The following is a 23,371-nucleotide window of genomic DNA, read 5'->3' on the forward strand; positions in this document are numbered from 1 at the left end:
GTATGCCAAGCTTATGATTTTCGCCAACTTTTTTATTTAAGCTTAACTTCCAACAGCATTAAATCAGACACATATAACAACGAACTAAGCATAATTTAAAACTATAAAACCGATAATGAAAAACAAAAACATCGCTAAAAATCTTAAATAATTTAGATTTAAAGAATTTTCATCTTATTAGGTGATTTTAAAAAATTTTGCGCCCAGACCATAACAATTTAGCTATTTATCAATAAATTACATTTTTCCTAAACTGGAGACAATTTCACGTCAGTTTCTCATCATAGCGGCGAAAAAAAAGCAGGTTATATAACCTGCTTTTTATACGTGAACTGCTTCAGCGCTTATTAGTCGCGTAGACTCGCGCCAAACTGCTCAGATACCGCTTTAACGATAGCTTCTACTGCTGCTGCAATATCCGCTTCTTCTAGCGTACGTTCAACTGATTGCAGAGTCAGTGCGATAGCAAGGCTCTTCTTGCCTTCCTCAACACCTTTACCTACGTATACGTCGAACAGTTTTGCATCTTTAAGAAGTTCACCACCAGAGGCATAACATGCAGCTACGATATCGCCAGAAGCAATGTTTTCGTCAACAACGACTGCAATGTCACGACGGTTTGAAGGGAACTTCGATACTGAAGCTGCTTCAGGAATCACACGTGAGTTAATTGCATTCCACTCGATTTCGAACACAACTGTGCGACCATTCAGACCAAACTTGCGTTCAAGCTCTGGGTGAACAGTACCAATAACACCTACTTGTTTGCCATCTACGATAATTGCAGCAGATTGACCTGGGTGTAGAGCAGGATGACGAGTTGCAACAAAGCTGTACGCTTTTTCGTTCGCAGAAAGCTCAAGAATAGCTTCTAGATCGCCTTTCAGATCGAAGAAATCAACCGTTGCTGTTTCCATACCCCAGTGTTCTTCACCGCGAGTACCCGCAATAACACCTGCAAGCATCGGCTCTTGGCGCATGCCGTTTTCTGCTGTATCACATGGGATGAAACGTAGACCATATTCGAACAGACGAACACGTGGTTGCTGACGTTTTTGGTTGTGAACCACAGTGTTTAGCAGACCTTGGATCAGACCTAAACGCATTGCTGACATGTCCGCAGAAATTGGGAATGGCAGAATTAGAGGTTCAACATCGTTAACGATCAGTTTTTGTTGCTCAGGTTCAACGAAGCTGTATGTGATTGCTTCGTGGTAACCACGGTCAACAAGAAGATCACGAACACGCTTAAGCGGAAGGTTCGCTTCATTTTGAGCGTTCATGTTTAGTGCTGCAATCGGCGCTTGGTTTGGAATCTTGTTGTAACCGTAGATACGGCCAACTTCTTCAATCAAATCTTGCTCAATCGCAATATCAAAACGCCATGTTGGTGCTGTTGCAATCCAACCTGCTTCTGTAGCTTCAACAGACATACCAAGACGCTCTAGAATCTCAACCACTTCTGCATCCGCAATGTGGTGGCCCAGCAGGCTATCAAGCTTAGTACGACGTAGTGATACTGTATTTGGTTTAGGTAGGTCCGCTTCAGACTCAACAGCAACAACAGGTGCAACTTCACCACCACAGATGTCAACAAGAAGCTGAGTTGCACGTTCCATTGCGTTTACTTGCAGTGCGAAATCCACACCACGTTCAAAACGCATTGAAGAATCCGTGTGCAGACCGTAGCTACGTGCACGACCACGGATATGGTCTGGAGCAAAGAATGCACATTCTAGTAGAACGTCTTTAGTCTCAGCATTTACACCAGAACCTTCGCCACCGAAGATACCAGCAATAGCTAGCGCTTGTTTGTGGTCAGCAACAACCAGGGTATTCGCATTAAGTTCTGCTTCTGTGCCGTCTAGCAGAGTTAGCTTTTCACCTTGCTCAGCAAGACGAACAACAATACCACCTTCAATTTTTGCTAGGTCGAATGCGTGCATTGGCTGACCTTGCTCTAGAAGAATGTAGTTTGTGATGTCTACAACTGGATCGATTGAACGAATACCACAACGACGTAGCTTTTCTTGCATCCAAAGTGGTGTTTCAGCTTGAACGTTTACGTTCTTGATTACACGACCAAGGTAACGTGGACATGCCGCTGGTGCTTTCACTTCGATTGATACAACATCGTCGATTGAAGGTGCAACTGGCGCTACTGAAGGTTCAGTGACGTCTGCGCGGTTTAGAACACCGACTTCACGAGCCATACCACGAATGCTGAAACAGTCAGCGCGGTTTGCAGTCAGGTCAACATCAACCGTTACGTCATCTAGGCTTAGGAATTGACGGAAATCTGTGCCGATAACCGCATCTTCTGCCAACTCCATGATGCCTTCTGACTCAACGTCGATACCTAGTTCAGAAAATGAACAAAGCATGCCGTGCGAAGGTTGACCACGTAGTTTTGCTTTTTTGATTTTGAAATCGCCCGGAAGTACAGCACCTACAGTTGCTACAGCAACTTTAAGGCCTTGACGGCAGTTTGGTGCGCCACAAACGATGTCTAAAAGTTCTTCTTCACCCACGTCAACTTTAGTCACGCGCAGTTTGTCTGCATCTGGATGCTGACCACACTCAACAACGTAACCGACTTTTACGCCAGTGAATTCGCCAGCCACTGGAAGTACGTCATCGACTTCTAGACCAGCCATAGTGATTTGGTGCGTTAGTTCGTCAGTAGTAACCGCTGGGTTTACCCACTCACGAAGCCATGATTCGCTGAATTTCATTGTGTATTTACCCTTGAATTACTTGAACTGTTTAAGGAAACGAAGATCGTTTTCGAAGAACGCTCGTAGGTCGTTAACGCCGTAACGAAGCATAGTTAAACGCTCTACGCCCATACCGAATGCGAAACCAGAGTATTTTTCAGGGTCGATACCAACACTGCGCAGTACGTTAGGGTGAACCATGCCACAACCTAGTACTTCTAGCCATTTGCCGTTTTTGCCTTTCACGTCAACTTCTGCTGAAGGTTCAGTGAATGGGAAGTATGAAGGACGGAAACGGACTTCAACTTCTTCTTCGAAGAAATTGCATAGGAAATCGTTCAAGATGCCTTTTAGCTGAGCGAAGTTTACGTTCTCATCAACCAACATACCTTCCACTTGGTGGAACATTGGCGTATGTGTTTGGTCGTAGTCATTACGGTATACACGGCCCGGAGCGATGAAACGAAATGGTGGCTTACCATTTTCCATCGTACGGATTTGTACACCTGAAGTGTGAGTACGCAACATCAAATCTGGGTTGAAGAAGAATGTATCGTGGTCAGTACGAGCTGGGTGATCTTCTGCAATGTTAAGCGCATCAAAGTTATGGAATGCATCTTCGATTTCAGGGCCAGACTCAGTGCTAAAGCCTAGTTCGCCGAAGAACTTCTCAATACGCTCGACAGTGCGAGTCACTGGGTGAAGACCACCATTATCGATACGACGGCCAGGTAGTGTCACATCGATAGTTTCTGCCGCTAGCTTAGCTTCTAGTTCTGCGCTTTGCAGAGCGTCTTTACGCAATGCGATCGCTTTTTGAACTTCTGCTTTAGCCACGTTGATTTCTTGGCCAGCTGTACGACGTTCTTCTGGTGGTAGCTTACCTAGGCTTTGAAGTTGAACCGTTAGTTCACCTTTCTTACCCAGATACTGAACACGCACTTCATCAAGTGCAACTAACGACGACGCAGCTTCAATCGCTGTTGTCGCATTAGCAATAATCTCTTGTAGATGTTGCATCGTTTCCTCGTCTGCTGATTAGCAGTTTCCATAAGGAGCCCAAAAGGGTTCCTTCGACTCCAAAAAAAGGGAGCCACAAAGAGTTACCGAATGGGTTTCTTGGGATATCTCAAATAGCTGTACATAGTATCGAAAGCTGGCGTCAAAGCCAAATTGAAATACGCTTGAGCTGCACTTTCGTTTAAATATTAAACAAGAAAATTTGATAGAAGTTAGACAAAAATAGGGAATGTTCGATTCATGAAATGTCAGGCCTATTTAAGCCATAAAATTAGGGTCTGTTGACCCCAATTTAAATACTTTCAAATTTTGCGAAACAGACTTGATTACGTCCATGCTGTTTGGCTTTGTACAAAGCTTTATCTGCAAGGCTCATTAGCGCTGTGTATTCCTTCATTTCTGAATCACACTGAGCCACACCAACGCTGATACTGCCTTGCCAACTGTCTTCGCCAACTGACACTTTAAGTTGATTAATCTCCGCCAATACTTGCTGTGCGATATATAACCCACCCTCTAGATCGGTATTAGGACAGATAACAAAGAACTCATCCCCCCCTAAGCGGCAAACAATATCATCGTTGCGAAATCTCTGTTTCAGAGAGCGGGAAACCGCTATCAACACCGAGTCTCCTGCATCATGTCCCCACGTATCATTGACGTGTTTGAAATGATCCGCGTCGATCATCATACAGGTAAGGTTGTTGCCCTCCTCTACCGAGCGTAACCAAAACTCTTGGAGCTGCTGCATCGCTTGTCGGCGATTGGGCAAAGAAGTCAGGCTGTCAGTTAAAGAAAGCTTTTCCAGTTGTTTGTTGGCGCGATGCAACTGACGAGTGCGCTCTTCAACTTTATCTTCAAGTGACTGGTTCAAACGTACCAGCTCTTTGTTGCGAGCAGAGACTTGCTGAAACAAACCATTCAACGCATTAAGAAGTGGTTCAATAGCCGCATCTCTTTCGCGCTGTTCTCGCTTATAGGCTTCGAAAGGATCTTCTCCTTCTTCAATCGCCTTCACCTGTCGAGCCATACTCTGATCGATACCCAAAATATGATAGGCCAGCCAATGAATAAGGAATTCGAGTAGCAGAACTGCTGGTCGGTGATCGTCGTCGGCAATAAAAGCCTGCATGCTATTAATCTCAAGCATAAAAGAGCGATGAACCTGAATATGTTCACTGAGATGCTCTTCAGCGATGCCAGCATTACGCATCAATTGTTCTTCTTCTTTGAAATGAAACTCGGCATAGCGTGCTAACTCAAACAGAGCCTTACGCACATCATCTGTTGACACGTTATTCTCTGACAGCAGTCCTCCGTATTGGTTAACGAACCCGACCAAATACAAGTGCTGTTCGTCCACTTCGCTGAGACCTGTTTCAAAATGCTTATCCCACTCAAACGACTTCATGTGTGTTTCTGTTCCTTTCACCAGTGCGAAATGTTCACACTCATATATCCATAAAATATGTAATGTTAACGTCTTATAGTTAATCACTATACGTTAAGCAATGTTTAAAATTTTGTATTTGAAGCACAGATTGGTTCACTGCTATCTGCTTGATACGACAGATTTGAAATACTTACACACAAATTCGAAGTCGCCACACCAAGCATCTCTTTCCATTCCTAGCTATGCTTTTTCAGGTATTAACCAAAGATAAGAGCACGTTTGATGAAAAAAAGATTTTGGCTTCTATTACTCTGCGTAAGTTCCATTACAGCTCAGGCACAATATCGAGCAGAAAAGGTAATGGGCGGATTATTGGTTCCGTGGAGCGTCAGTTTCTTAAATGAAAGCCAAGCCTTTGTTACCGAACGCAATGGGAAAATTTTGCTCGTTGATTTGAACAAAGGGACAAAGACGGAATTACTTCAAATTGAAGATGTTGCAGCACAAGGACAGGGCGGTCTGCTTGACATCGCCCTCTCTCCCTATGATCCCCAAACGTTTTACTTCACTTACAGTAAACAAACGAATACTGGCGCAGATACCACGTTAGCCATAGCAAAATTCAATGTCGATAAAGTGACCCAGTGGAATGATTTGTTAGTCACCACGTCAAACTCTGACACTTCCCGCCACTTTGGCAGCCGGATCAGTTTTATTGATAAGCATCTGTTTTTCACCGTGGGTGATAGAGGTAAAAGACCTAATGGTCAGGATCTTTCTACCCACGCAGGAAGTATTCTTCGTCTCAATTTAGATGGTACGGTTCCTCAAGATAACCCGTTTGTCGGAGTCAAAAATGCACGCCCAGAGATCTGGAGTTATGGACACCGAAATCCTCAAGGCTTGTTCTTTGATCCACAGACTCAACACTTATGGGAAATTGAACACGGCCCTCGCGGTGGTGATGAAATAAACCTCATCAAGAAAGGGGCTAACTACGGCTGGGCAAAAACCTCTTATGGTAAGGAGTATTGGGGGCCATTAGATGTGGGCGAAAGCAAAGAAGCGGAAGGTATTGAATCACCCGCCAAGGTTTATATTCCGTCCATCGCTCCAAGTGGTTTATTACTCTACCGAGGCGATCACTACCCTAAACTCAACGGCAAACTCTTAACCGGAGCCTTAAAGCTCACTCACATCAATGTGATTACCATGGATGAGAACCAATCAGCGATTAAAGAAGAGAGATTGCTGGAAGATCTGCAAGAGCGAATCAGAGATATCAAACTCTCCCCTGACGGCTGGATCTATTTCACTACCGACAGCGGCAATATATACCGCTTAATGCCTGACAGTTAACCTGACACTTAAATTGAATGATAAATTTTAGACATAAAAAAACCTCGAATTAATCGAGGTTCTTTTATTCTGGAGCGACACACGAGGTTCCCGTTCTTTTGAACTAATAAGCGTGACCTCAACCTTGGCAAGGTTTGCGTTCTACCAAATGAGATTGTCGACTCTGAATTTTAGACATAAAAAAACCTCGAAATAAACGAGGTTTTTTTATTCTGGAGCGACACACGAGGTTCGAACTCGTGACCTCAACCTTGGCAAGGTTGCGCTCTACCAACTGAGCTAGTGTCGCAATTTTTATGGTGCCCCGGGCCGGACTTGAACCGGCACGACTCGAAAGTCGAGGGATTTTAAATCCCTTGTGTCTACCAATTTCACCACCAGGGCACACAATTCTTTTTGATGACTTTTGTCATCTTGATACCGCGTTATGCCATATCAATTTAATTTGGAGCGACACACGAGGTTCGAACTCGTGACCTCAACCTTGGCAAGGTTGCGCTCTACCAACTGAGCTAGTGTCGCAATGGAGGCGCGTACCGGAATCGAACCGATGTACACGGATTTGCAATCCGGTGCATAACCACTCTGCTAACGCGCCTTAGACTTCAAGAAACCCGCTTTAATCTAGCGTTCCTCTTGAGTACGGGATGCATTCTACGGATTCGATGGAATGAGTCAACACAATTTTTTTGATTTTAAATCGTTTGTCTATTTTGCGTTCAAAAAGCACCAAATTGGTCAATTTGTTAGCAAAAAAGCTTATGTTTTCCACGAGATAACTGAAATAGACAACCACGAAACTAGCGCTTGCATCCCCTGATACAACGAAAGGTAAAACGCCGAGAATAAAAAAACGGGCTTACGCCCGTTTCTATCTGTCTAGTGGTTTTCTTCGTCGAGAAGATCGTCTTTGGCAGCCATCAAATATTGCGCCATCGACCAGTAAGTTAAGAAAGTTGCAATATACAGTGCACCGTAACCTAGCCAAACCATCCAGTCATCGTAGCGCCAGATAAGCACCCAAAGGGCAAACATTTGCGTTAAGGTCTTTACTTTACCAATCCAAGAAACGGCGACACTTGCGCGCTTGCCTATTTCTGCCATCCATTCACGCAACGCGGAAATAATGATTTCACGGGCGATCATGGTCACTGCCGGAATGGTAATCCAGATATTGTGGTAGTACTCAGTAATTAAAATTAAAGCTGTTGCTACAAGTACTTTATCGGCCACTGGATCAATAAATGCGCCGAAACGCGAAGTTTGACCTAGTTTACGTGCCAACATCCCATCAAGCCAGTCAGTAAAACCAGCTACCCAGAACACCATTGCAGCAGCAAAAGGAGCCCATTGATACGGAAGATAGAACACGACAACAAATACTGGGATCAGAAAAAGTCGTAGTAAAGACAGAATGTTGGGAATATTAAAACGCATATTATAAGGCTCTTGTCGACTGCCGCTTAATGGTGCTGTATTTTCGTTATTGTTTCAATGCCTGATAAATATTTTCTGCCAAAGAATTACTGATTCCCGGCACTTTGGCAATTTCTTCGACAGTCGCTCGTTTCAACTCCTGAAGCCCGCCCATATATTTGAGCAAAGCTTGGCGACGTTTTGGACCTACCCCTTCAATACCTTCTAACGCACTGGTGCGGCGAGTTTTGCCTCGTTTCGCTCGATGCCCAGCAATTGCGTGGTTATGGCTTTCGTCGCGAATATGTTGAATTAAATGCAGCGCAGGCGCATCACTCGGCATATTGAATTCATCGCCATCAACGGTAATCAGCGTTTCAAGCCCCGGTTTACGGGTAACACCTTTGGCAATACCAATCAGCCTTGGGCGTTTGGGCCAATCTTCCCAACACTTAGCAATTACTTCATGGGCACGGTTAAGCTGACCTTTACCGCCATCAATAAAGATAATGTCGGGAATTTTTTCAACGTCTAGCTGTTTTGAATATCGACGCTCTAACACCTGCCCCATCGCGGCATAGTCATCACCACCGGTAATACCCGTGATGTTGTAACGACGATATTCCTGTTTCAGAGGGCCTTCATGGTTAAACACAACACAAGACGCAATGGTACTTTCACCCATGGTATGGGAAATATCAAAACACTCCATACGGCTGATGTTATCCATATCGAGTTCTTCTTGCAGTGCTTTAAAGCGCTGGTTGATCGTCATCTTGTGGTTAATCTTGGTCGTAATCGCCGTTAACGCATTGGTATTCGACAATTTCAAATAACGAGCTCGTGTGCCAGTAGGATTCACATGGAAAGTGATCTTTCTGCCTGCGACTTGCTGTAATGCCTCGCGCAAAGGAACGGAATCTTCTAGCAGACCTTCATTGAGGATGATTCGAGTAGGTATCGTCCGCGCTTCATTGTGATTCAAATAGTACTGACTGAGAAAACTCTCAAACACTTCCTCTTGAGAAGTATTGTTTGGAATTTTAGGAAAATGACTGCGGCTGCCGAGAATTTTGCCCTGACGAATCATTAAAATATGAATACAAGCGATGCCATTCTCCTGCGCAAAACCCAGCACATCCATATCATCCATGCTGTCTTCAGAAACAAACTGTTGTTCTTGAACACGACGGATAGCCTGAATCTGATCGCGATATTTTGCCGCCTGCTCAAACCGTAACTGTTGGCTGGCGTTTTCCATCTTCTCAATGAGAATTTCGAGAACCTGCTTATCCTTCCCTTGCAGGAAGTAACGGACATAATCCACCAGCTCTGCATACTCTTGATCGGAAATAATGCTTTTTACGCACGGGCCAGCACAACGGCCAATCTGATACATCAAGCATGGACGTGTTCGGTTGCTATAGACCGTATCTTCACACTGGCGTACTGGAAAAATTTTCTGAATCAGGTGCAATGTTTCGCGCACTGCTCCCGCATCAGGATAAGGACCGAAGTATTCACCTTTGCGCTTTTTAGCACCACGATGCAGTGACAAACGCGGGTGTTTGTGTCCGCTAATAAAAATATAAGGGTATGACTTATCATCACGCAGTAATACGTTGTATTTCGGCAAATACTGCTTGATGTAGTTATGTTCGAGGATCAACGCTTCCGTTTCGGTATGAGTAACCGTCACGTCAATCTTGGCAATGTTACTCACCAGAGCACGCGTTTTTTCACTGTCGATTTTTTTACGGAAATAACTGGAAAGGCGTTTTTTAAGGTCTTTTGCTTTACCGACATAAATAACATCAGCATCGGCGTTATACATACGATAAACGCCGGGCTGATCCGTTACTGTCTTTAGAAAAGAGACCGAGTCGAACACTTCTGACACTAGAGTTTCTCTGTGTCTAGCATTCCATGTCGAATAGCTAAGTGAGTCAACTCTACATCACCACCAATATCCAGCTTGGCAAACAAGCGATAGCGGTAGCTGTTGACCGTTTTAGGACTCAGATTCAACTGCTCAGAAATATCGGTAACTTTTTGTCCTTTGGTGATCATCATCATGATCTGAAGTTCACGTTCAGACAAATCGGCAAATGGGTTTTCAGAAGCAGGTGAAAATTGACTTAAAGCCATTTGCTGCGCTATTTCTGGAGAGATATAACGTTGGCCACTGTTCACAACACGAATAGCGTTAACCATTTCGTCTGGAGCGGCACCTTTTGTTAAATAGCCCGCTGCCCCAGCCTGCATGACTTTTGTTGGGAACGGGTTTTCAGTATGTACTGTTAATACGATGATTTTTACGTCTGGATTCACGCGTAAAATTTTCTTGGTAGCCTCTAACCCACCAATGCCCGGCATGTTCATATCCATCAACACAACATCAGCATGGTTGTTACGACACCATTTTACCGCTTCTTCACCGCTATCAGCTTCCCCTGCTATGTTCATTCCACGGACGTCTTCAATAATACGTCGTATCCCTGTGCGAACCAGCTCGTGATCATCTACAAGGAAAACACTAATCACTCTTGTATCTCCACACTTATCTATTTGGCTCTGCACCCACCGAGGTAGTGGATAACAGCTTGGCTGCCTAGTCTAACTTAAAATTGGATTTTTTCTCACACTGAATATGTGCTCAAACCCAAACTTTAGCAAGCACTTATTTATAGGCATTGCCACAAATTGAGAATTTATAAAAATATCAACTCTTTGAGCAACCTGACAAACATATCAGGGTATTCTTACATTAAAAGTGACTTTTATAGGAAGTTTGAGCGAGCTCTTGTTCTGTTCAAGAGATCGTTACCTTATCGCATACGTTTTAAGCAAGACGTATCGATTCTGCTATTTAGTTAACTTTTTGCTATTATGCCCACCAAGATAAACCGCAGGCTCACTCTCTCGCTCGGAACAACCATTTGACTATTCAGCAAGGCTTTCTGCTTACAAGGCAATCACGAGACATACAAGGTAAAACTCACATCGAGCTTTGGCTTGCTACGGACTCGGGGCCGACTCAATTAATCATCAAAGATGAAAAGCCGGTGTTTTTTCTTGAGCAAACATCTGTAGAGCAGGCAAAGCAACTTCTTGCAGCAAACAAACTCTCCGCAAACATTCGTAACCTTGAAATGCTGTCGTTTGAACAACAACCACTGGCGGCCTGCTATTGCGACACCATTCAACAAGCCAATGCCTTAAAGACACTGTTTGAACAAGCAGACATCCTGATTCTTGAGTCAGATATCAAACTGGCTGATCGTTTTCTGATGGAACGATTCATCCAAGGCGGTATTACCTTTACCGGTGATTTCACACGCTACCCGAACTATCAGAGAGTCCTTAACGCCAAGTGTAAAGCGGGAGATTACACGCCAAAGCTGAAAGTGGTTTCTTTGGATTTAGAGTGTTCGGAGAAAGGCATTCTCTATTCAATTGGTCTAGATAGCCCAATGGATAGCCGAGTTATTATGATCGGCGAACCGCAAGATGCAGAGACCAATATTCAGTGGGTATCAAGCGAATACGAGTTGCTGCAAGCATTGTGTGCTTGGTTTGAACAATATGATCCAGACGTTATTGTCGGCTGGAGTGTTATCGATTTTGACTTTCGACTGCTGCACAAGCGAGCGGAGTGGCACAACATGAAGCTGATGCTCGGCAGAGGCAATCAGCCGAGCTTTTTCCGCAGCGCGAGCCAAACTCAACAAGGGTTTATTACCATACCTGGACGTGTGGTTTTGGATGGTATAGATACGCTGAAAACCGCCACGTATCAGTTTCGTTCTTGGTCGCTAGAATCGGTTTCTCAGGAACTGCTTGGCGAAGGCAAAGACATTCACAATGTTCACGATCGTATGGATGAAATTAACCGTATGTATCGGCACGACAAGCCTTCACTAGCAAAATACAACTTACAAGACTGCGTGCTGGTGAATAAGATTTTCCAGCACACTCACCTACTCGATTTCGCTATTGAGCGCTCAAAACTGACTGGCGTTGAATTGGATCGCATCGGTGGTTCTGTTGCCGCATTTACCAACTTATATCTTCCACAGCTACATCGTGCTGGCTACGCCGCACCAAACTTACATTCAGAAAACTGGTTAGCAAGTCCGGGCGGCTATGTTATGGATTCCCTGCCAGGGTTATATGACTCTGTGCTGGTGCTGGATTTTAAAAGTCTATATCCATCGATTATTCGCTCATTCCTAATTGACCCATTAGGTTTAATCGAAGGTCTAAAATTGGAAATAGGTAATGGCGATGACCAAGCTGTACCGGGTTTTCGTGGTGGTCAGTTCCACCGCAGCAAACATTTTCTACCACAGATGATTGAAAACCTGTGGGCTGCCAGAGATATTGCCAAGAAGAACAACGACAAAGCCTTCTCTCAAGCAATTAAAATCATCATGAACTCTTTCTATGGGGTATTGGGTTCTTCAGGTTGCCGCTTCTTCGATACTCGCCTTGCTTCCAGCATTACCATGCGCGGTCATGAAATCATGAAACAGACCAAAGTTCTGGTTGAGGAGCAAGGTTACCAAGTGATTTATGGCGATACGGACTCAACCTTTGTCTCACTTGGGCATGAGCACAGCCAAGCTGATGCGGACGAAATCGGTAAAAAGCTGGTCGCGCATATTAACCAGTGGTGGACATCGCATTTAAAACAGAATTATGCGCTTACCTCTAAATTAGAAATCGAATACGAGACTCACTATCGCAAATTTTTGATGCCGACGATCCGAGGCTCAGAAACCGGCTCTAAAAAACGCTATGCAGGCCTGATTGGTGAGGGTCACCAAGAGCAAATGGTATTCAAAGGACTTGAAAGTGCCAGAACCGATTGGACACCACTCGCACAGCGCTTTCAACACACCTTATACTCAATGATTTTCCACGGCGAAAGCCCTGATAGCTATGTTCGTCAAGTCGTTGAAGATACCCTTGCAGGTAAATTTGATGATGAACTGGTCTATCAGAAGCGTCTGCGCAGAAAGCTGCATGAGTATCAGAAAAACGTTCCGCCTCAAGTACGTGCAGCCCGCATGGCTGATGAGATCAACACTCAGTTAGGCAGACCGTTACAGTATCAAAACCGTGGAAGAATAGAATATCTGATGACTCTCAACGGCCCAGAGCCAAAAGAGTACCTAAAAAGCCGTATCGATTATCAGCACTACATTGATAAGCAGCTAAAGCCTGTCGCGGATGCGATATTACCCTTTGTAGGCTTGCAATTTGAATCCATTAGCCTGCCGCAGTTAGGTCTCTTCTAACTGACTCGCTGCGCTTTTGTTATGGCAGGAGAAGCTTGTACGTAGTTGATAAAATCCTCTGGCTTCAAAGAACGACTAAACAACCAGCCTTGAATGGATAAGTTCGGGTGATCGGCAATGGCATCTAACTGCTGCTGGGTTTCTACCCCTTCAACCACAACCGCTAAATCTAGCTCTGTAGCGACAGATTGCAAACTGGCAAAGACCTTTCTCCCTCTTTGCGTATCCAAAGCCAGCACAAACGAGCGGTCAATTTTGATCGCATCAATATCAAAGCGATTGAGATAACTAAGCGACGAGTAACCCGTACCAAAATCATCAATGTAGATTTTCACTTTCATAGCGTGCAGACGTTCTAATGCACGTTGCAGCGCTTGTTCTTCCACCAGCAATGTCTCTTCGGTAATTTCAACGTGGATCTGATCACTGACCTCACCAATCGCAGAGATAATTTTCTCCAGATACTCATCATCAACCAATGTGTGGGGAGTGATATTAACGCTCACAGGCACATAAATTCCCAATTGGTTCCAATACACTATGTCTTTTGACACTCGTTTGAATACCCACAAATCCATATCTTTCATCAGTCCAGCGCTTTCTAACCAAGGCAGAAAACTGCTTGGAGGTAACAGATTTCCTTGGTCATCCATCGCTCTTACCAGCGCCTCACAACCGACTACCGCACCGCTATGTTTTGCAACCTGGGGTTGATACTCCAAACAAAACTCTTTTTGGCTCATGTTCTGGATTTGTTTTTCCACACGCGCTTGATGGTGCTCTTTTTGTTGTGCAAGAACGATGGGATCATCCGTTAACGTTTTGGCTTCTTCCTGACGGCGCATATAGGTGGTGTCGAGTGAGGCAATACGAATCTCTCGTTCACCCAACACCTTATTGGTCGCTTTTACCGCAGGCAGATAAATCAAAATTCCCACCGCAAGATTAAGAGCCTGTAAAGCCACAGAGTGCCAATCACCGTGAGTGGCGATCAGTGCATTGACCAAAACTGGAGCGTTAAAAGGCACAGAGACGGAAGGAATTGGCACCCAACCAAGATTAACCGCGGTTAAACCAATGATGACATTCGCCAGAGGCGCTAATAAAAATGGTAAAAACAGACGAGGGTTAAAGATGATGGGTAAACCAAATAGCAGAATCTCATTCACGTTGATTAAACCAATGGGGATGCTCGCTATCGCGATAAGACGCAGTGTTTTTTGTCTGGAAAACAACAGTAGCGCAATCACCAAAGACAAGGTCGAGCCACTTCCGCCAATAAATACAAATGTGCCCATAAACGACAGGTTCATGACATAAGGCGCAGTGCCTCCTGCCGCTACCGTGGAATACGTTAAGTCGCTGGCTTGTTGTAACAACTCAACCATGGGCAGTAAGGCGTAATAGCCATGAATACCCAAAAACCACAAGGTTGAATTTAACACTGCAAACACGGAGCCAAAGATATAAGGATTATTGGCATAATCGAAGGTGAGCAGATGATCGAAAGAAAAAAGCGACAGTCCTTTGAGAATGACAAAGTTCACCAGTATCACCGCCGCCAAGGTAATGATCGCAGGCAGCACAAGGTTTAGCGATTCCTTCACCATGGCACCGGCACTTTCTGATGAAGTAACATGCAATGCTTTGAGAGAAAACAGGTAAGCAATCAAAGGGATAGCATATAGCGGCGTCACGATTGCCATAACGATATAGAGCATTTCAAGCGTGCTATTGGTTTTGATCAGCGAAGCGCTAATCACCAGATAAAGGATGCTCAGCAAAGCCATCGGTGGTCTGGGAATTCGCCACTGCATTGCAAGCAAGTAAGATATCGTTGCCGTCATCAGATAGGGAAATACATCACCGACCGCACTGTTCATGTCATAGAAAGCTTGTACCCATGACGGGCGACTTCCGATGTAGAACTCAGCGATACAAGCGACAAAAAGAGCGAGCGAAGAGAGCATCAAACAGGGAATTAACCAAATCATACCCTGTCGAATGGCATGCATAGAGGAATGCCCATACTTCAGTACACGACCGAACAAATAACTTGGCTTTTCTTTGAGACTAACTGGCATACAACTGCTCCACCAACCCCTACTCTCTAAAGTTAGCACAGCAAAAAATTAACTATCGTATTAGTTCGTTATATTGAGGAATTTATTTTTAATCGAATCACTAACCGATGCGAAATTCGGTTTTTTGATACTGCTGAACCAACCAAGGTCCAAAGCTATCCAGCAAGCCAATCACAGATCGCTTGGGAATAACTCGGTCTTTCAATAGCAAACCTAAACGGTCAACTTCGAGCTTCATTTCGGGATGGTAGCGGAGGAAATTCTGACCACACTCGACAGGATCGTCAAACCACTTCTTATCTTTGTACATAACAAGAGAGTAGCTGGCTCGCAGCAGTTTCTTCGCCATCTGCTTTTGCGCTTTTAACTGCTCTTGAGGTGTATTGGCCTTAACTATTTTGGCGCGAAGTGCAGGAACCCAGTCAGAGATATCCATATTCCAGTGCTTGGCGATTTCCCAGCTCGGTTCAAAATCGCCAAAACATTCCGCCAAGTTGTCGCCGTAAACACAGACACAGCAATGTCTGAGCATAAAGCCCCAAGTAAAAATGCTGTCTAAGGTGGCTATCTCGTCGACCAGAGCCGTCTTGATATTGACATCGGTTATAAACGGGAAGCTCTTTTGGAATCGCCAGCGAATCGTATTCAGCAGGGTCACTTTACGATCTTCAAAAGGTCGTTTGGTGACAATCACCACGTCCATATTTGACTGACCCGCTACTGCTGTTTTCCTCGCAACACTGCCGTACAGATAGATACTGTGCAATGCGTCCCCCACTCCCGCACGTAAAAAACGAACTAAGTCGTCAACAGCGGTTTGGAACTCAGGTTGAAAAGGCTGTTTAGGGTCAATAACCATAAGCGTCATGAACGGGTGTTAGCTCCATAGAGTGAAGAGGCTGTTTATGTTCCCTTAAGCACGGGCTTGAATCAATAGCTTAGACAGTTTGTGAAGCGTGAAATACAAATTTAATGCATTATTCTCATCTCAAGTTGCAGTCAGATATTCCTTTTCTAGCTTGGCTATATGTATAATGCGCCGAAACGAAAAACGAAGGATAAGACTCCATGCCAAAGGCAAGTGAACTTAAAAAAGGTTTTGCGATCGTATCAAACGGCAAAACATTACTAATCAAAGATATCGAAGTAACAACACCGGGTGGCCGTGGTGGTTCTAAGATCTACAAACTACGTTGTACAGATCTAAACACTGGCGCTCGTGTTGATGAGCGTTACAAGTCAGACGACTTCCTAGATACCGTTGACATGAACAAACGTAACATCTCTTTCTCTTACGTTGATGGCGACGAGTACATCTTCATGGACAATGAAGATTACTCTCAATTCAACTTCAAGAAAGCAGACATCGAAGAAGAGTGCTTGTTCATCACTGAAGAAATTCAAGGTATGCAAGTTGTGCTTGTTGATGGCAAACCTGTTGCTATCGAACTGCCTTCTTCTGTTGAAATGGTTATCGAAGAAACTGACCCTTCAATCAAAGGTGCTTCAGCTTCAGCTCGTTCTAAACCAGCACGTTTTGCTACTGGTTTAACTGTTCAAGTTCCAGAATACATCGCTAGTGGCGAGCGCGTTGTTATCAACACGACTGAACGTAAGTTCATGAGCCGAGCGTAATATGTCTGAATTGATCTCATTAGACGACGCAATCGAAGCTGCATACGACATTTTCTTAGAGATGGCTCCAGACAATCTGGAACCCGTTGATGTGATTCTGTTCACCGCTCAATTTGATGATCGCGGTGCAGCAGAAGTCGTAGAAATTGGCGACGACTGGGTAGAACAAGTAGGTTTTGAATTTGATAAAGAAACTTACGCGGAAGTCCGTATTGGCCTCGTCAATGAAGACAATGATGAACTGGATGACGTATTCGCACGAATGCTCATCAGCCTCGATCCAGACCATAAAGCTTGTCATATGATGTGGAAACGCGATTAATCGCAATCTCCTTATCATCAAGTGTCAAACGCCAGCCCTAGGGTTGGCGTTTTTTTATCTCTGTAACTTTATCTCTGTAACAGTGAGCGCATTATTCCACTAGCTCATAATGGATCACGTACAACGATTCAATGCCCGGATAAATATCATTAATCACTTGCTTTAACTGAGGTAAAGTCATGTTCTCCTGCTCAGCGTGAAATTCATTGAGATCAGAAAACAGTACGGGGTCAACTGACTTTATCTTTAAACGGCAGAACCAACGCCCCTCTTCCAATGTGCTTACATCAACCACTGAACCGGGTTGATAGTCTTTTTCACTTTCATCACGAATAGTAATTACTTTTTTGCCTGAGAGAATATCGGCTTCAAAACGGGCGAAAAATGTCATTGTGGTAGGAAATTGCATAACTTATCTCTAGCGCAAAAGGAGTGACTCATCCAGCTCGATAGAACAAAGCTAAGCTGGACGGGAACAAAAACAAACAATTGAAGGAGTATACAATTAGATGATACTTTGTGCCCTATCACATAAATAAAAATTTATTTACTTCAATTGCATAAAGAGAAAATCTGCCATTGCAATTTTCTTTTAAGTCGTAAAGTATTTGTATATTCAATTAAACTTTGAGCGCAGCATGTCTTCATCACCACTTTATACACAGATCAAACACTATATTCTCGACAAGATTAATTCTGGTCATTGGCCTGTTGGTCACCGCATCAGTACTGAACTTGAACTGACCGAGCAATTTAATGTCAGCCGTATGACAGTGAATAAAGCGATCCGAGATTTGGTGTCTGAAGGCAAATTGCAACGCCGCCCTCGCCTAGGTACTTTTGTGTGTGTGCCAGAAGAGAAGGCTGAATCACCCCTGTTAGATATCCGCAATATTGCTGACGAAGTATTAAGCCGTGGTAAGCAATACCACAGTAAGGTTTTGCAACAACGTGCCATCGTTGCTGATGAAAATGTCGCGATAAAGCTAGGCATTATGGTCGGTAGTAATGTGTTCTACAGTGAAATTCTGCATTACGCCAATGACACACCATTGCAACTTGAAATCCGTTGGGTAAACAGCCGCTATGCGCCGAATTATCTCGAACAGGATTTTTCGCAAATCACCCCTAACCAATACCTTTCAGCGAACTGCCCGTTAAGCGCTATCGAGCACACCGTTGAAGCTATCGTTCCCGATAGCCACATCAAAGCCTCTCTGGAACTGGGCAGCAACGAACCGTGTTTACTTCTTAACCGTCGCACATGGAGCGAAGACAAGTTGGTTAGTTCTGCACTACTCTACCATCCGGGTTCAAAATATAAACTCACGTCAAAGGTTTTATTAAACGAGAAATAAAATTCTCACATTTTCACAACATTCTTCTTGATAAAAACATTCAATTGCACTATTAATTGTATATACATTTAAACATACAAATAAAACTGCAATACGTTACGACCCACTCGATAACGATCGTCTAAAGAAGTAGGAATGTTATGGAACTCGTTTTAACTAACGCTCGCATCGTCAGCATGGAAGCTGGAACCGAAGGCTACCAACCAAGTCAGCCGAAAACGATCGTCATCAAGAATGGACGTATTGAAGCCATTACCATTCAAAGCGTCGATACCACACATAGCTTTGTGGTTGATTGCACAGGTAAGCTGGTTACTCCGGGGCTTATTGATGCTCATACCCACCTTATCTTTGAAGGTAATCGCGCCAATGAATTCGAAATGCGTCTGCAAGGCGTGCCTTACCAGACCATCGCAGCGCAAGGTGGCGGTATTCTTTCTACCGTTAACGCCACACGTAAAGCTTCAATTTGCCAGTTGGTGGAAACGGCTCTGCCAAGATTAGACGGACTGCTGCAAAGCGGTGTCACTTCCGTTGAAGTGAAATCTGGTTATGGCCTGACACTGGAAGATGAAATTAAGATGCTGAAAGCCGCGAAAGAGCTTGAGCAGCATCGTCGAATAAAAATCACAACAACGTTACTGGCGGCTCACGCACTCCCTCCTGAATATAAAGATCGCCCAGACGATTACATAGAGCATATCTGCCAAGAGATTATCCCTCTGGTTGCAGAGCAAGAGCTCGCCACCAGCGTGGATGTGTTCTGTGAGTCGATTGGCTTTAATCTAGAGCAGACTGAAAAAGTATTCCGCTGCGCTATCGAGCATGGCTTAAAAATTAAAGGTCACACAGAGCAGCTTTCTAACCTCGGCGGAACAGAGTTGACAGCTCGCTATAACGGCTTATCCGCAGACCATATTGAATATCTTGATGAACAAGGTGTAGAGGCACTGACACAGTCGGGCACGGTTGCAATGCTGCTTCCTGGCGCATTCTATTTCCTACGCGAAACGCAAAAGCCACCGATTGAACTGCTTCGCCAACATAAGGTTCCTATGGCTTTGGCTACGGATATCAATCCGGGCACCTCTCCCTTTGCAGACTTAACTCTGATGATGAATATGAGCTGTACTCTGTTTGGACTAACACCTGAAGAGAGTTTGCGTGGTGTGACTTGCCATGCAGCTAAAGCGTTAGGCTACGGTGAATCACGCGGTCAAATCGCTACAGGGTTTGATGCTGATATCGCTATCTGGAACATCGACCATCCAGCAGATCTCAGCTACCAAGTGGGTGTGCCGCGTTTGTACGCTCGCATTGTCGATGGCGCTATCTGCAACGACTAACTCTAAACAAATTTGCGCGTAGTGGCTAACCCCTCACCGCTACGCAGTTAAATCTCAGCTTACGCAGAGAAACGATTTACTCAAGCTCCACGGAAACCGAGCTTAAACCAAATGATGTCTGGCACTCAAAAGGCCAAATCGATTAATGATGAAAAGGAGTCTCACATGACGCAGCACCAAAACCAAGGTTCACGTCTTGATACTAGCCGCACTATTCGTGCACCACACGGAACTACACTTCGTGCAAAATCTTGGTTAACAGAAGCACCGCTTCGTATGTTGATGAACAACTTAGACCCTGATGTAGCCGAACACCCACATGCACTTGTGGTTTATGGTGGTATCGGTCGCGCTGCGCGTAACTGGGAATGTTACGACAAAATCGTTGAAGTTCTAGAGCGTCTAGAAGAAGACCAAACTCTGGTTGTTCAATCAGGTAAACCTGTGGGTGTGTTCCCTACACACAAAAATGCCCCTCGCGTACTGATTGCAAACTCAAACCTTGTTCCTCACTGGGCAAACTGGGAGCACTTCAATAAGCTAGATAAAGAAGGCTTGATGATGTACGGACAAATGACTGCGGGTTCTTGGATCTACATCGGTTCACAAGGCATCGTTCAAGGTACTTACGAGACTTTCGTTGCGGTTGCTAAGAAGCACTTCAACGGCGAAGCAAAAGGTCGTTGGGTTCTGACTGGCGGTCTTGGTGGCATGGGTGGCGCTCAACCTCTAGCTGCAACAATGGCAGGCTTCTCTATGATCGCTGTTGAATGTGATGAATCACGTATCGATTACCGTCTACGTACTCGTTATGTTGATAAGAAAGCAACAAGCCTAGATGAAGCTCTCGCTATCATCAACGAATCTGATGAGCCAGTATCTGTAGGTCTACTAGGTAACGCTGCCGATATTTTCCAAGAGCTTGTTGATCGCAACATCACTCCAGACGTAGTAACAGACCAAACGTCTGCTCACGATCCACTAAACGGCTACCTACCACAAGGTTGGAGCATGGAATACGCTGCTGAAATGCGTAACAGCGACGAAGCAAAAGTAGTGAAAGCAGCAAAAGCATCAATGGCGGTACAAGTACGTGCAATGCTTGAGCTACAAGCTCGCGGCGCTGCCACTCTGGATTACGGTAACAACATCCGTCAAATGGCGTTGGAAGAAGGCGTAGAAAACGCATTCGACTTCCCGGGTTTTGTTCCAGCTTATATCCGTCCACTGTTCTGTGAAGGTATTGGTCCATTCCGTTGGGCAGCGCTGTCTGGTGACCCAGAAGATATCTACAAAACAGACCAGAAAGTTAAAGAGCTGATCCCAGATAACCCTCACCTACACAACTGGCTGGATATGGCTCGTGAGCGCATCAGCTTCCAAGGTCTACCAGCACGTATCTGTTGGGTTGGCCTGAAAGATCGTGAGCGTCTAGGTCAGGCATTTAACGAGATGGTTAAGAATGGCGAACTTAAAGCCCCTATCGTCATTGGTCGTGACCATCTAGACTCAGGCTCAGTAGCAAGCCCTAACCGTGAAACCGAAGGTATGATGGATGGTTCAGATGCTGTGTCTGACTGGCCATTACTGAACGCACTGCTTAACACGGCAGGCGGCGCAACTTGGGTTTCTCTGCACCACGGTGGTGGCGTAGGCATGGGCTTCTCTCAACATTCTGGTATGGTGATTTGTTGTGACGGCACTCAAGATGCTTCTGAGCGTATCGCTCGCGTTCTTCACAACGACCCAGCAACGGGTGTAATGCGTCACGCGGATGCTGGTTACGAAATCGCAAAACGCTGTGCAAAAGAGCAAAAACTTGACCTACCAATGCTCAATGAAGAGCTGGCTAAACTGAAGTAAGGACATCATAAATGTTAAATTTAGTCATTAAACCGGGTACTCTGACGCTAAACCAACTGCGTAACGTTAGCCGTTCACCTGTGATTCTTTCTCTTGATCCAGAAGCTATTCCAGCTATCGAGCGCAGCACTAAAGTGGTTGAGCAAGTGATTGCCGAAGGTCGCACTGTTTACGGCATCAACACAGGTTTTGGTTTGCTCGCCAACACCAAAATTGCCCCAGAAGATTTAGAAACTCTGCAGAGAAGTATTGTACTGTCGCACGCGGCAGGTATTGGTAAATTCATGTCAGACGAAACCGTTCGTCTGATGATGGTTCTAAAGATCAACAGTCTAGCGCGTGGTTATTCAGGTATTCGTTTAGAAGTTCTAGAAGCACTGATGGCACTGGTTAACCACCAAGTTTACCCATGTGTTCCTAAAAAAGGGTCTGTCGGTGCATCTGGTGACCTAGCGCCTCTGGCTCATATGAGCACAGTTCTTCTAGGCGAAGGTCAAGCGCGTCACAATGGCGAGATCATCTCGGGCTTAGAAGCTCTGAAACTTGCTGGTCTTTCTCCAATCACGCTTGCACCAAAAGAAGGTCTTGCTCTGCTAAACGGCACTCAAGCTTCTACAGCATTTGCGCTAGAAGGCTTGTTTATGGCGGAAGATTTGTTTGCCTCTGCGACCGTATGTGGTGCGATGTCGGTTGAAGCAGCCCTAGGCAGCCGTCGTCCGTTTGATTACCGCATCCACGAAGTACGTGGTCACCAAGGTCAAATTGACGCAGCAGCGGCATATCGTCACCTATTAGATGACACCAGTGAAATTGGTCAGTCACATACTTCATGTGAAAAAGTTCAGGACCCGTATTCACTGCGTTGCCAGCCTCAGGTGATGGGTGCGTGTCTACAGCAAATTCGCAATGCAGCTGAGATTCTGCAAACGGAAGCAAACTCTGTTTCAGACAACCCACTGGTATTTGCAGAAGATGGCGACATCATCTCTGGTGGTAACTTCCACGCAGAGCCTGTAGCAATGGCAGCAGACAACCTAGCGCTTGCTATCGCTGAAATTGGTAGCTTGTCAGAGCGTCGTATGGCTCTGCTTATCGACAGCGCACTAAGCAAACTGCCACCGTTCCTAGTTGATAACGGCGGTGTAAACTCAGGCTTTATGATTGCGCAGGTTACTGCAGCAGCGCTTGCAAGTGAAAACAAAACACTGGCTCACCCAGCATCAGTAGACAGCCTGCCAACATCGGCAAACCAAGAAGACCACGTATCTATGGCTACCTTTGCTGGTCGCCGTCTCCGTGACATGAGTGAAAACACTCGCGGTATCTTGGCGGTTGAATACTTATCGTCTGCTCAAGGTTTGGATTTCCGCGCACCGAATAAATCTTCAGCTCGCGTTGAAGAAGCGAAGCAAATCCTGCGCGATAAAGTACCGTTCTATGATAAAGACCGTTACTTCTCACCAGATATTGAACAAGCGAATACGTTGCTTGAACTGGCGGTTCACAACCACCTGATGCCAGCAAATATTTTACCAAGTCTTCAATAATCTAAACC

The 23,371-nt window shown here is 44.9% G+C and carries 17 protein-coding genes and 4 tRNA genes; 8 read left to right on the forward strand and 13 right to left on the reverse strand.

All coding sequences use genetic code 11. From position 1 onward, the window contains the following. Positions 1-347 precede the first annotated feature (347 nt). From pheT to HKI82_RS05965, 3 genes are all read right to left on the reverse strand, one after another. Positions 348-2,735 carry a phenylalanine--tRNA ligase subunit beta gene (pheT, locus tag HKI82_RS05955; RefSeq protein ID WP_171137482.1) on the reverse strand — a complete coding sequence of 796 codons (2,388 nt, stop codon included), beginning with the start codon at positions 2,733-2,735 and terminating at the stop codon, positions 348-350. Between the two features lie 18 nt (positions 2,736-2,753). Beyond that, the gene (pheS, locus tag HKI82_RS05960; protein ID WP_102940541.1) at positions 2,754-3,737 is read right to left on the reverse strand and encodes a phenylalanine--tRNA ligase subunit alpha; all 984 of its coding nucleotides are present in this window, start codon (positions 3,735-3,737) and stop codon (positions 2,754-2,756) included. Positions 3,738-4,029: 292 nt separating this feature from the next. After that, positions 4,030-5,148: a GGDEF domain-containing protein gene (locus HKI82_RS05965; RefSeq protein WP_171137483.1), complete on the reverse strand. Its 1,119-nt coding sequence runs from the start codon at positions 5,146-5,148 to the stop codon at positions 4,030-4,032. A 264-nt stretch (positions 5,149-5,412) separates the two neighbouring features. On the opposite strand from HKI82_RS05965, the gene HKI82_RS05970 reads away from it, so the two are divergent. Further along, positions 5,413-6,489 carry a PQQ-dependent sugar dehydrogenase gene (locus HKI82_RS05970; RefSeq protein WP_171137484.1) on the forward strand — a complete coding sequence of 359 codons (1,077 nt, stop codon included), beginning with the start codon at positions 5,413-5,415 and terminating at the stop codon, positions 6,487-6,489. A gap of 213 nt (positions 6,490-6,702) precedes the next feature. On the opposite strand, the gene HKI82_RS05975 is transcribed toward HKI82_RS05970, so the two are convergent. From HKI82_RS05975 to uvrY, 7 genes are all read right to left on the reverse strand, one after another. Further along, a tRNA-Gly gene (locus tag HKI82_RS05975) sits at positions 6,703-6,778 on the reverse strand. Positions 6,779-6,786: 8 nt separating this feature from the next. Further along, positions 6,787-6,873, reverse strand: a tRNA-Leu gene (locus tag HKI82_RS05980). A gap of 62 nt (positions 6,874-6,935) precedes the next feature. Further along, a tRNA-Gly gene (locus HKI82_RS05985) sits at positions 6,936-7,011 on the reverse strand. Positions 7,012-7,013: 2 nt separating this feature from the next. Further along, positions 7,014-7,087, reverse strand: a tRNA-Cys gene (locus HKI82_RS05990). A gap of 281 nt (positions 7,088-7,368) precedes the next feature. Next, a complete protein-coding gene (gene pgsA / locus HKI82_RS05995; RefSeq protein WP_042488433.1) occupies positions 7,369-7,926 on the reverse strand; it encodes a CDP-diacylglycerol--glycerol-3-phosphate 3-phosphatidyltransferase in 558 nt (185 codons plus the stop codon). 46 nt (positions 7,927-7,972) lie between these two features. Then, positions 7,973-9,805: an excinuclease ABC subunit UvrC gene (gene uvrC / locus HKI82_RS06000; protein WP_042488429.1), complete on the reverse strand. Its 1,833-nt coding sequence runs from the start codon at positions 9,803-9,805 to the stop codon at positions 7,973-7,975. Further along, a complete protein-coding gene (gene uvrY / locus HKI82_RS06005; protein WP_042488427.1) occupies positions 9,805-10,449 on the reverse strand; it encodes a UvrY/SirA/GacA family response regulator transcription factor in 645 nt (214 codons plus the stop codon). Before uvrY ends, uvrC begins: the two co-directional genes overlap by 1 nt. A 395-nt stretch (positions 10,450-10,844) precedes the next feature. Between uvrY and HKI82_RS06010 the strand changes: the two genes are divergently transcribed. Next, complete coding sequence (locus tag HKI82_RS06010) at positions 10,845-13,208, forward strand: DNA polymerase II (RefSeq protein ID WP_171137485.1); 2,364 nt, start codon at positions 10,845-10,847, stop codon at positions 13,206-13,208. Here HKI82_RS06010 and HKI82_RS06015 read toward each other — a convergent pair. Together HKI82_RS06015 and HKI82_RS06020 are read right to left on the reverse strand one after the other, a co-directional pair. After that, positions 13,205-15,292, reverse strand: coding sequence for an EAL domain-containing protein (locus HKI82_RS06015; RefSeq protein WP_240956657.1), 2,088 nt, complete (start codon positions 15,290-15,292; stop codon positions 13,205-13,207). The two genes, HKI82_RS06010 and HKI82_RS06015, sit on opposite strands and share 4 nt — an antisense overlap. 100 nt (positions 15,293-15,392) lie before the next feature. Further along, a complete protein-coding gene (locus HKI82_RS06020) occupies positions 15,393-16,160 on the reverse strand; it encodes a nucleotidyltransferase domain-containing protein (protein ID WP_171137486.1) in 768 nt (255 codons plus the stop codon). 200 nt (positions 16,161-16,360) lie between these two features. Here HKI82_RS06020 and yeiP point away from each other — a divergent pair, with 200 nt between their 5' ends. Together yeiP and HKI82_RS06030 are read left to right on the forward strand one after the other, a co-directional pair. Then, positions 16,361-16,927 carry an elongation factor P-like protein YeiP gene (gene yeiP, locus HKI82_RS06025; RefSeq protein WP_042488415.1) on the forward strand — a complete coding sequence of 189 codons (567 nt, stop codon included), beginning with the start codon at positions 16,361-16,363 and terminating at the stop codon, positions 16,925-16,927. A 1-nt stretch (position 16,928) separates the two neighbouring features. Next, entirely contained in the window at positions 16,929-17,249 is a 321-nt protein-coding gene (locus HKI82_RS06030) for an HI1450 family dsDNA-mimic protein (protein WP_042488411.1), read from the forward strand. A gap of 91 nt (positions 17,250-17,340) precedes the next feature. Here HKI82_RS06030 and yqfB read toward each other — a convergent pair whose 3' ends face one another. Beyond that, complete coding sequence (yqfB, locus tag HKI82_RS06035; protein WP_171137487.1) at positions 17,341-17,658, reverse strand: N(4)-acetylcytidine aminohydrolase; 318 nt, start codon at positions 17,656-17,658, stop codon at positions 17,341-17,343. Between the two features lie 229 nt (positions 17,659-17,887). Between yqfB and hutC the strand changes: the two genes are divergently transcribed. The 4 genes from hutC to hutH all read left to right on the forward strand — a co-directional run bounded on the left by hutC (position 17,888) and on the right by hutH (position 23,363). Beyond that, on the forward strand, positions 17,888-18,607 hold the full coding sequence (hutC, locus tag HKI82_RS06040) for a histidine utilization repressor (protein ID WP_171137488.1): 720 nt from the start codon (positions 17,888-17,890) through the stop codon (positions 18,605-18,607). A gap of 140 nt (positions 18,608-18,747) precedes the next feature. Then, positions 18,748-19,953 (forward strand): imidazolonepropionase, encoded by a 1,206-nt coding sequence (gene hutI, locus HKI82_RS06045; RefSeq protein WP_171137489.1) that lies wholly within the window; start codon positions 18,748-18,750, stop codon positions 19,951-19,953. A 165-nt stretch (positions 19,954-20,118) separates the two neighbouring features. After that, on the forward strand, positions 20,119-21,816 hold the full coding sequence (gene hutU / locus HKI82_RS06050; RefSeq protein WP_102940565.1) for a urocanate hydratase: 1,698 nt from the start codon (positions 20,119-20,121) through the stop codon (positions 21,814-21,816). Between the two features lie 11 nt (positions 21,817-21,827). Continuing rightward, positions 21,828-23,363, forward strand: coding sequence for a histidine ammonia-lyase (hutH, locus tag HKI82_RS06055; RefSeq protein WP_171137490.1), 1,536 nt, complete (start codon positions 21,828-21,830; stop codon positions 23,361-23,363). Positions 23,364-23,371 lie beyond the last annotated feature (8 nt).

It is taken from the genome of Vibrio plantisponsor (genome assembly GCF_013041605.1).
GTDB classification, from domain to species: Bacteria; Pseudomonadota; Gammaproteobacteria; order Enterobacterales; family Vibrionaceae; genus Vibrio; species Vibrio plantisponsor.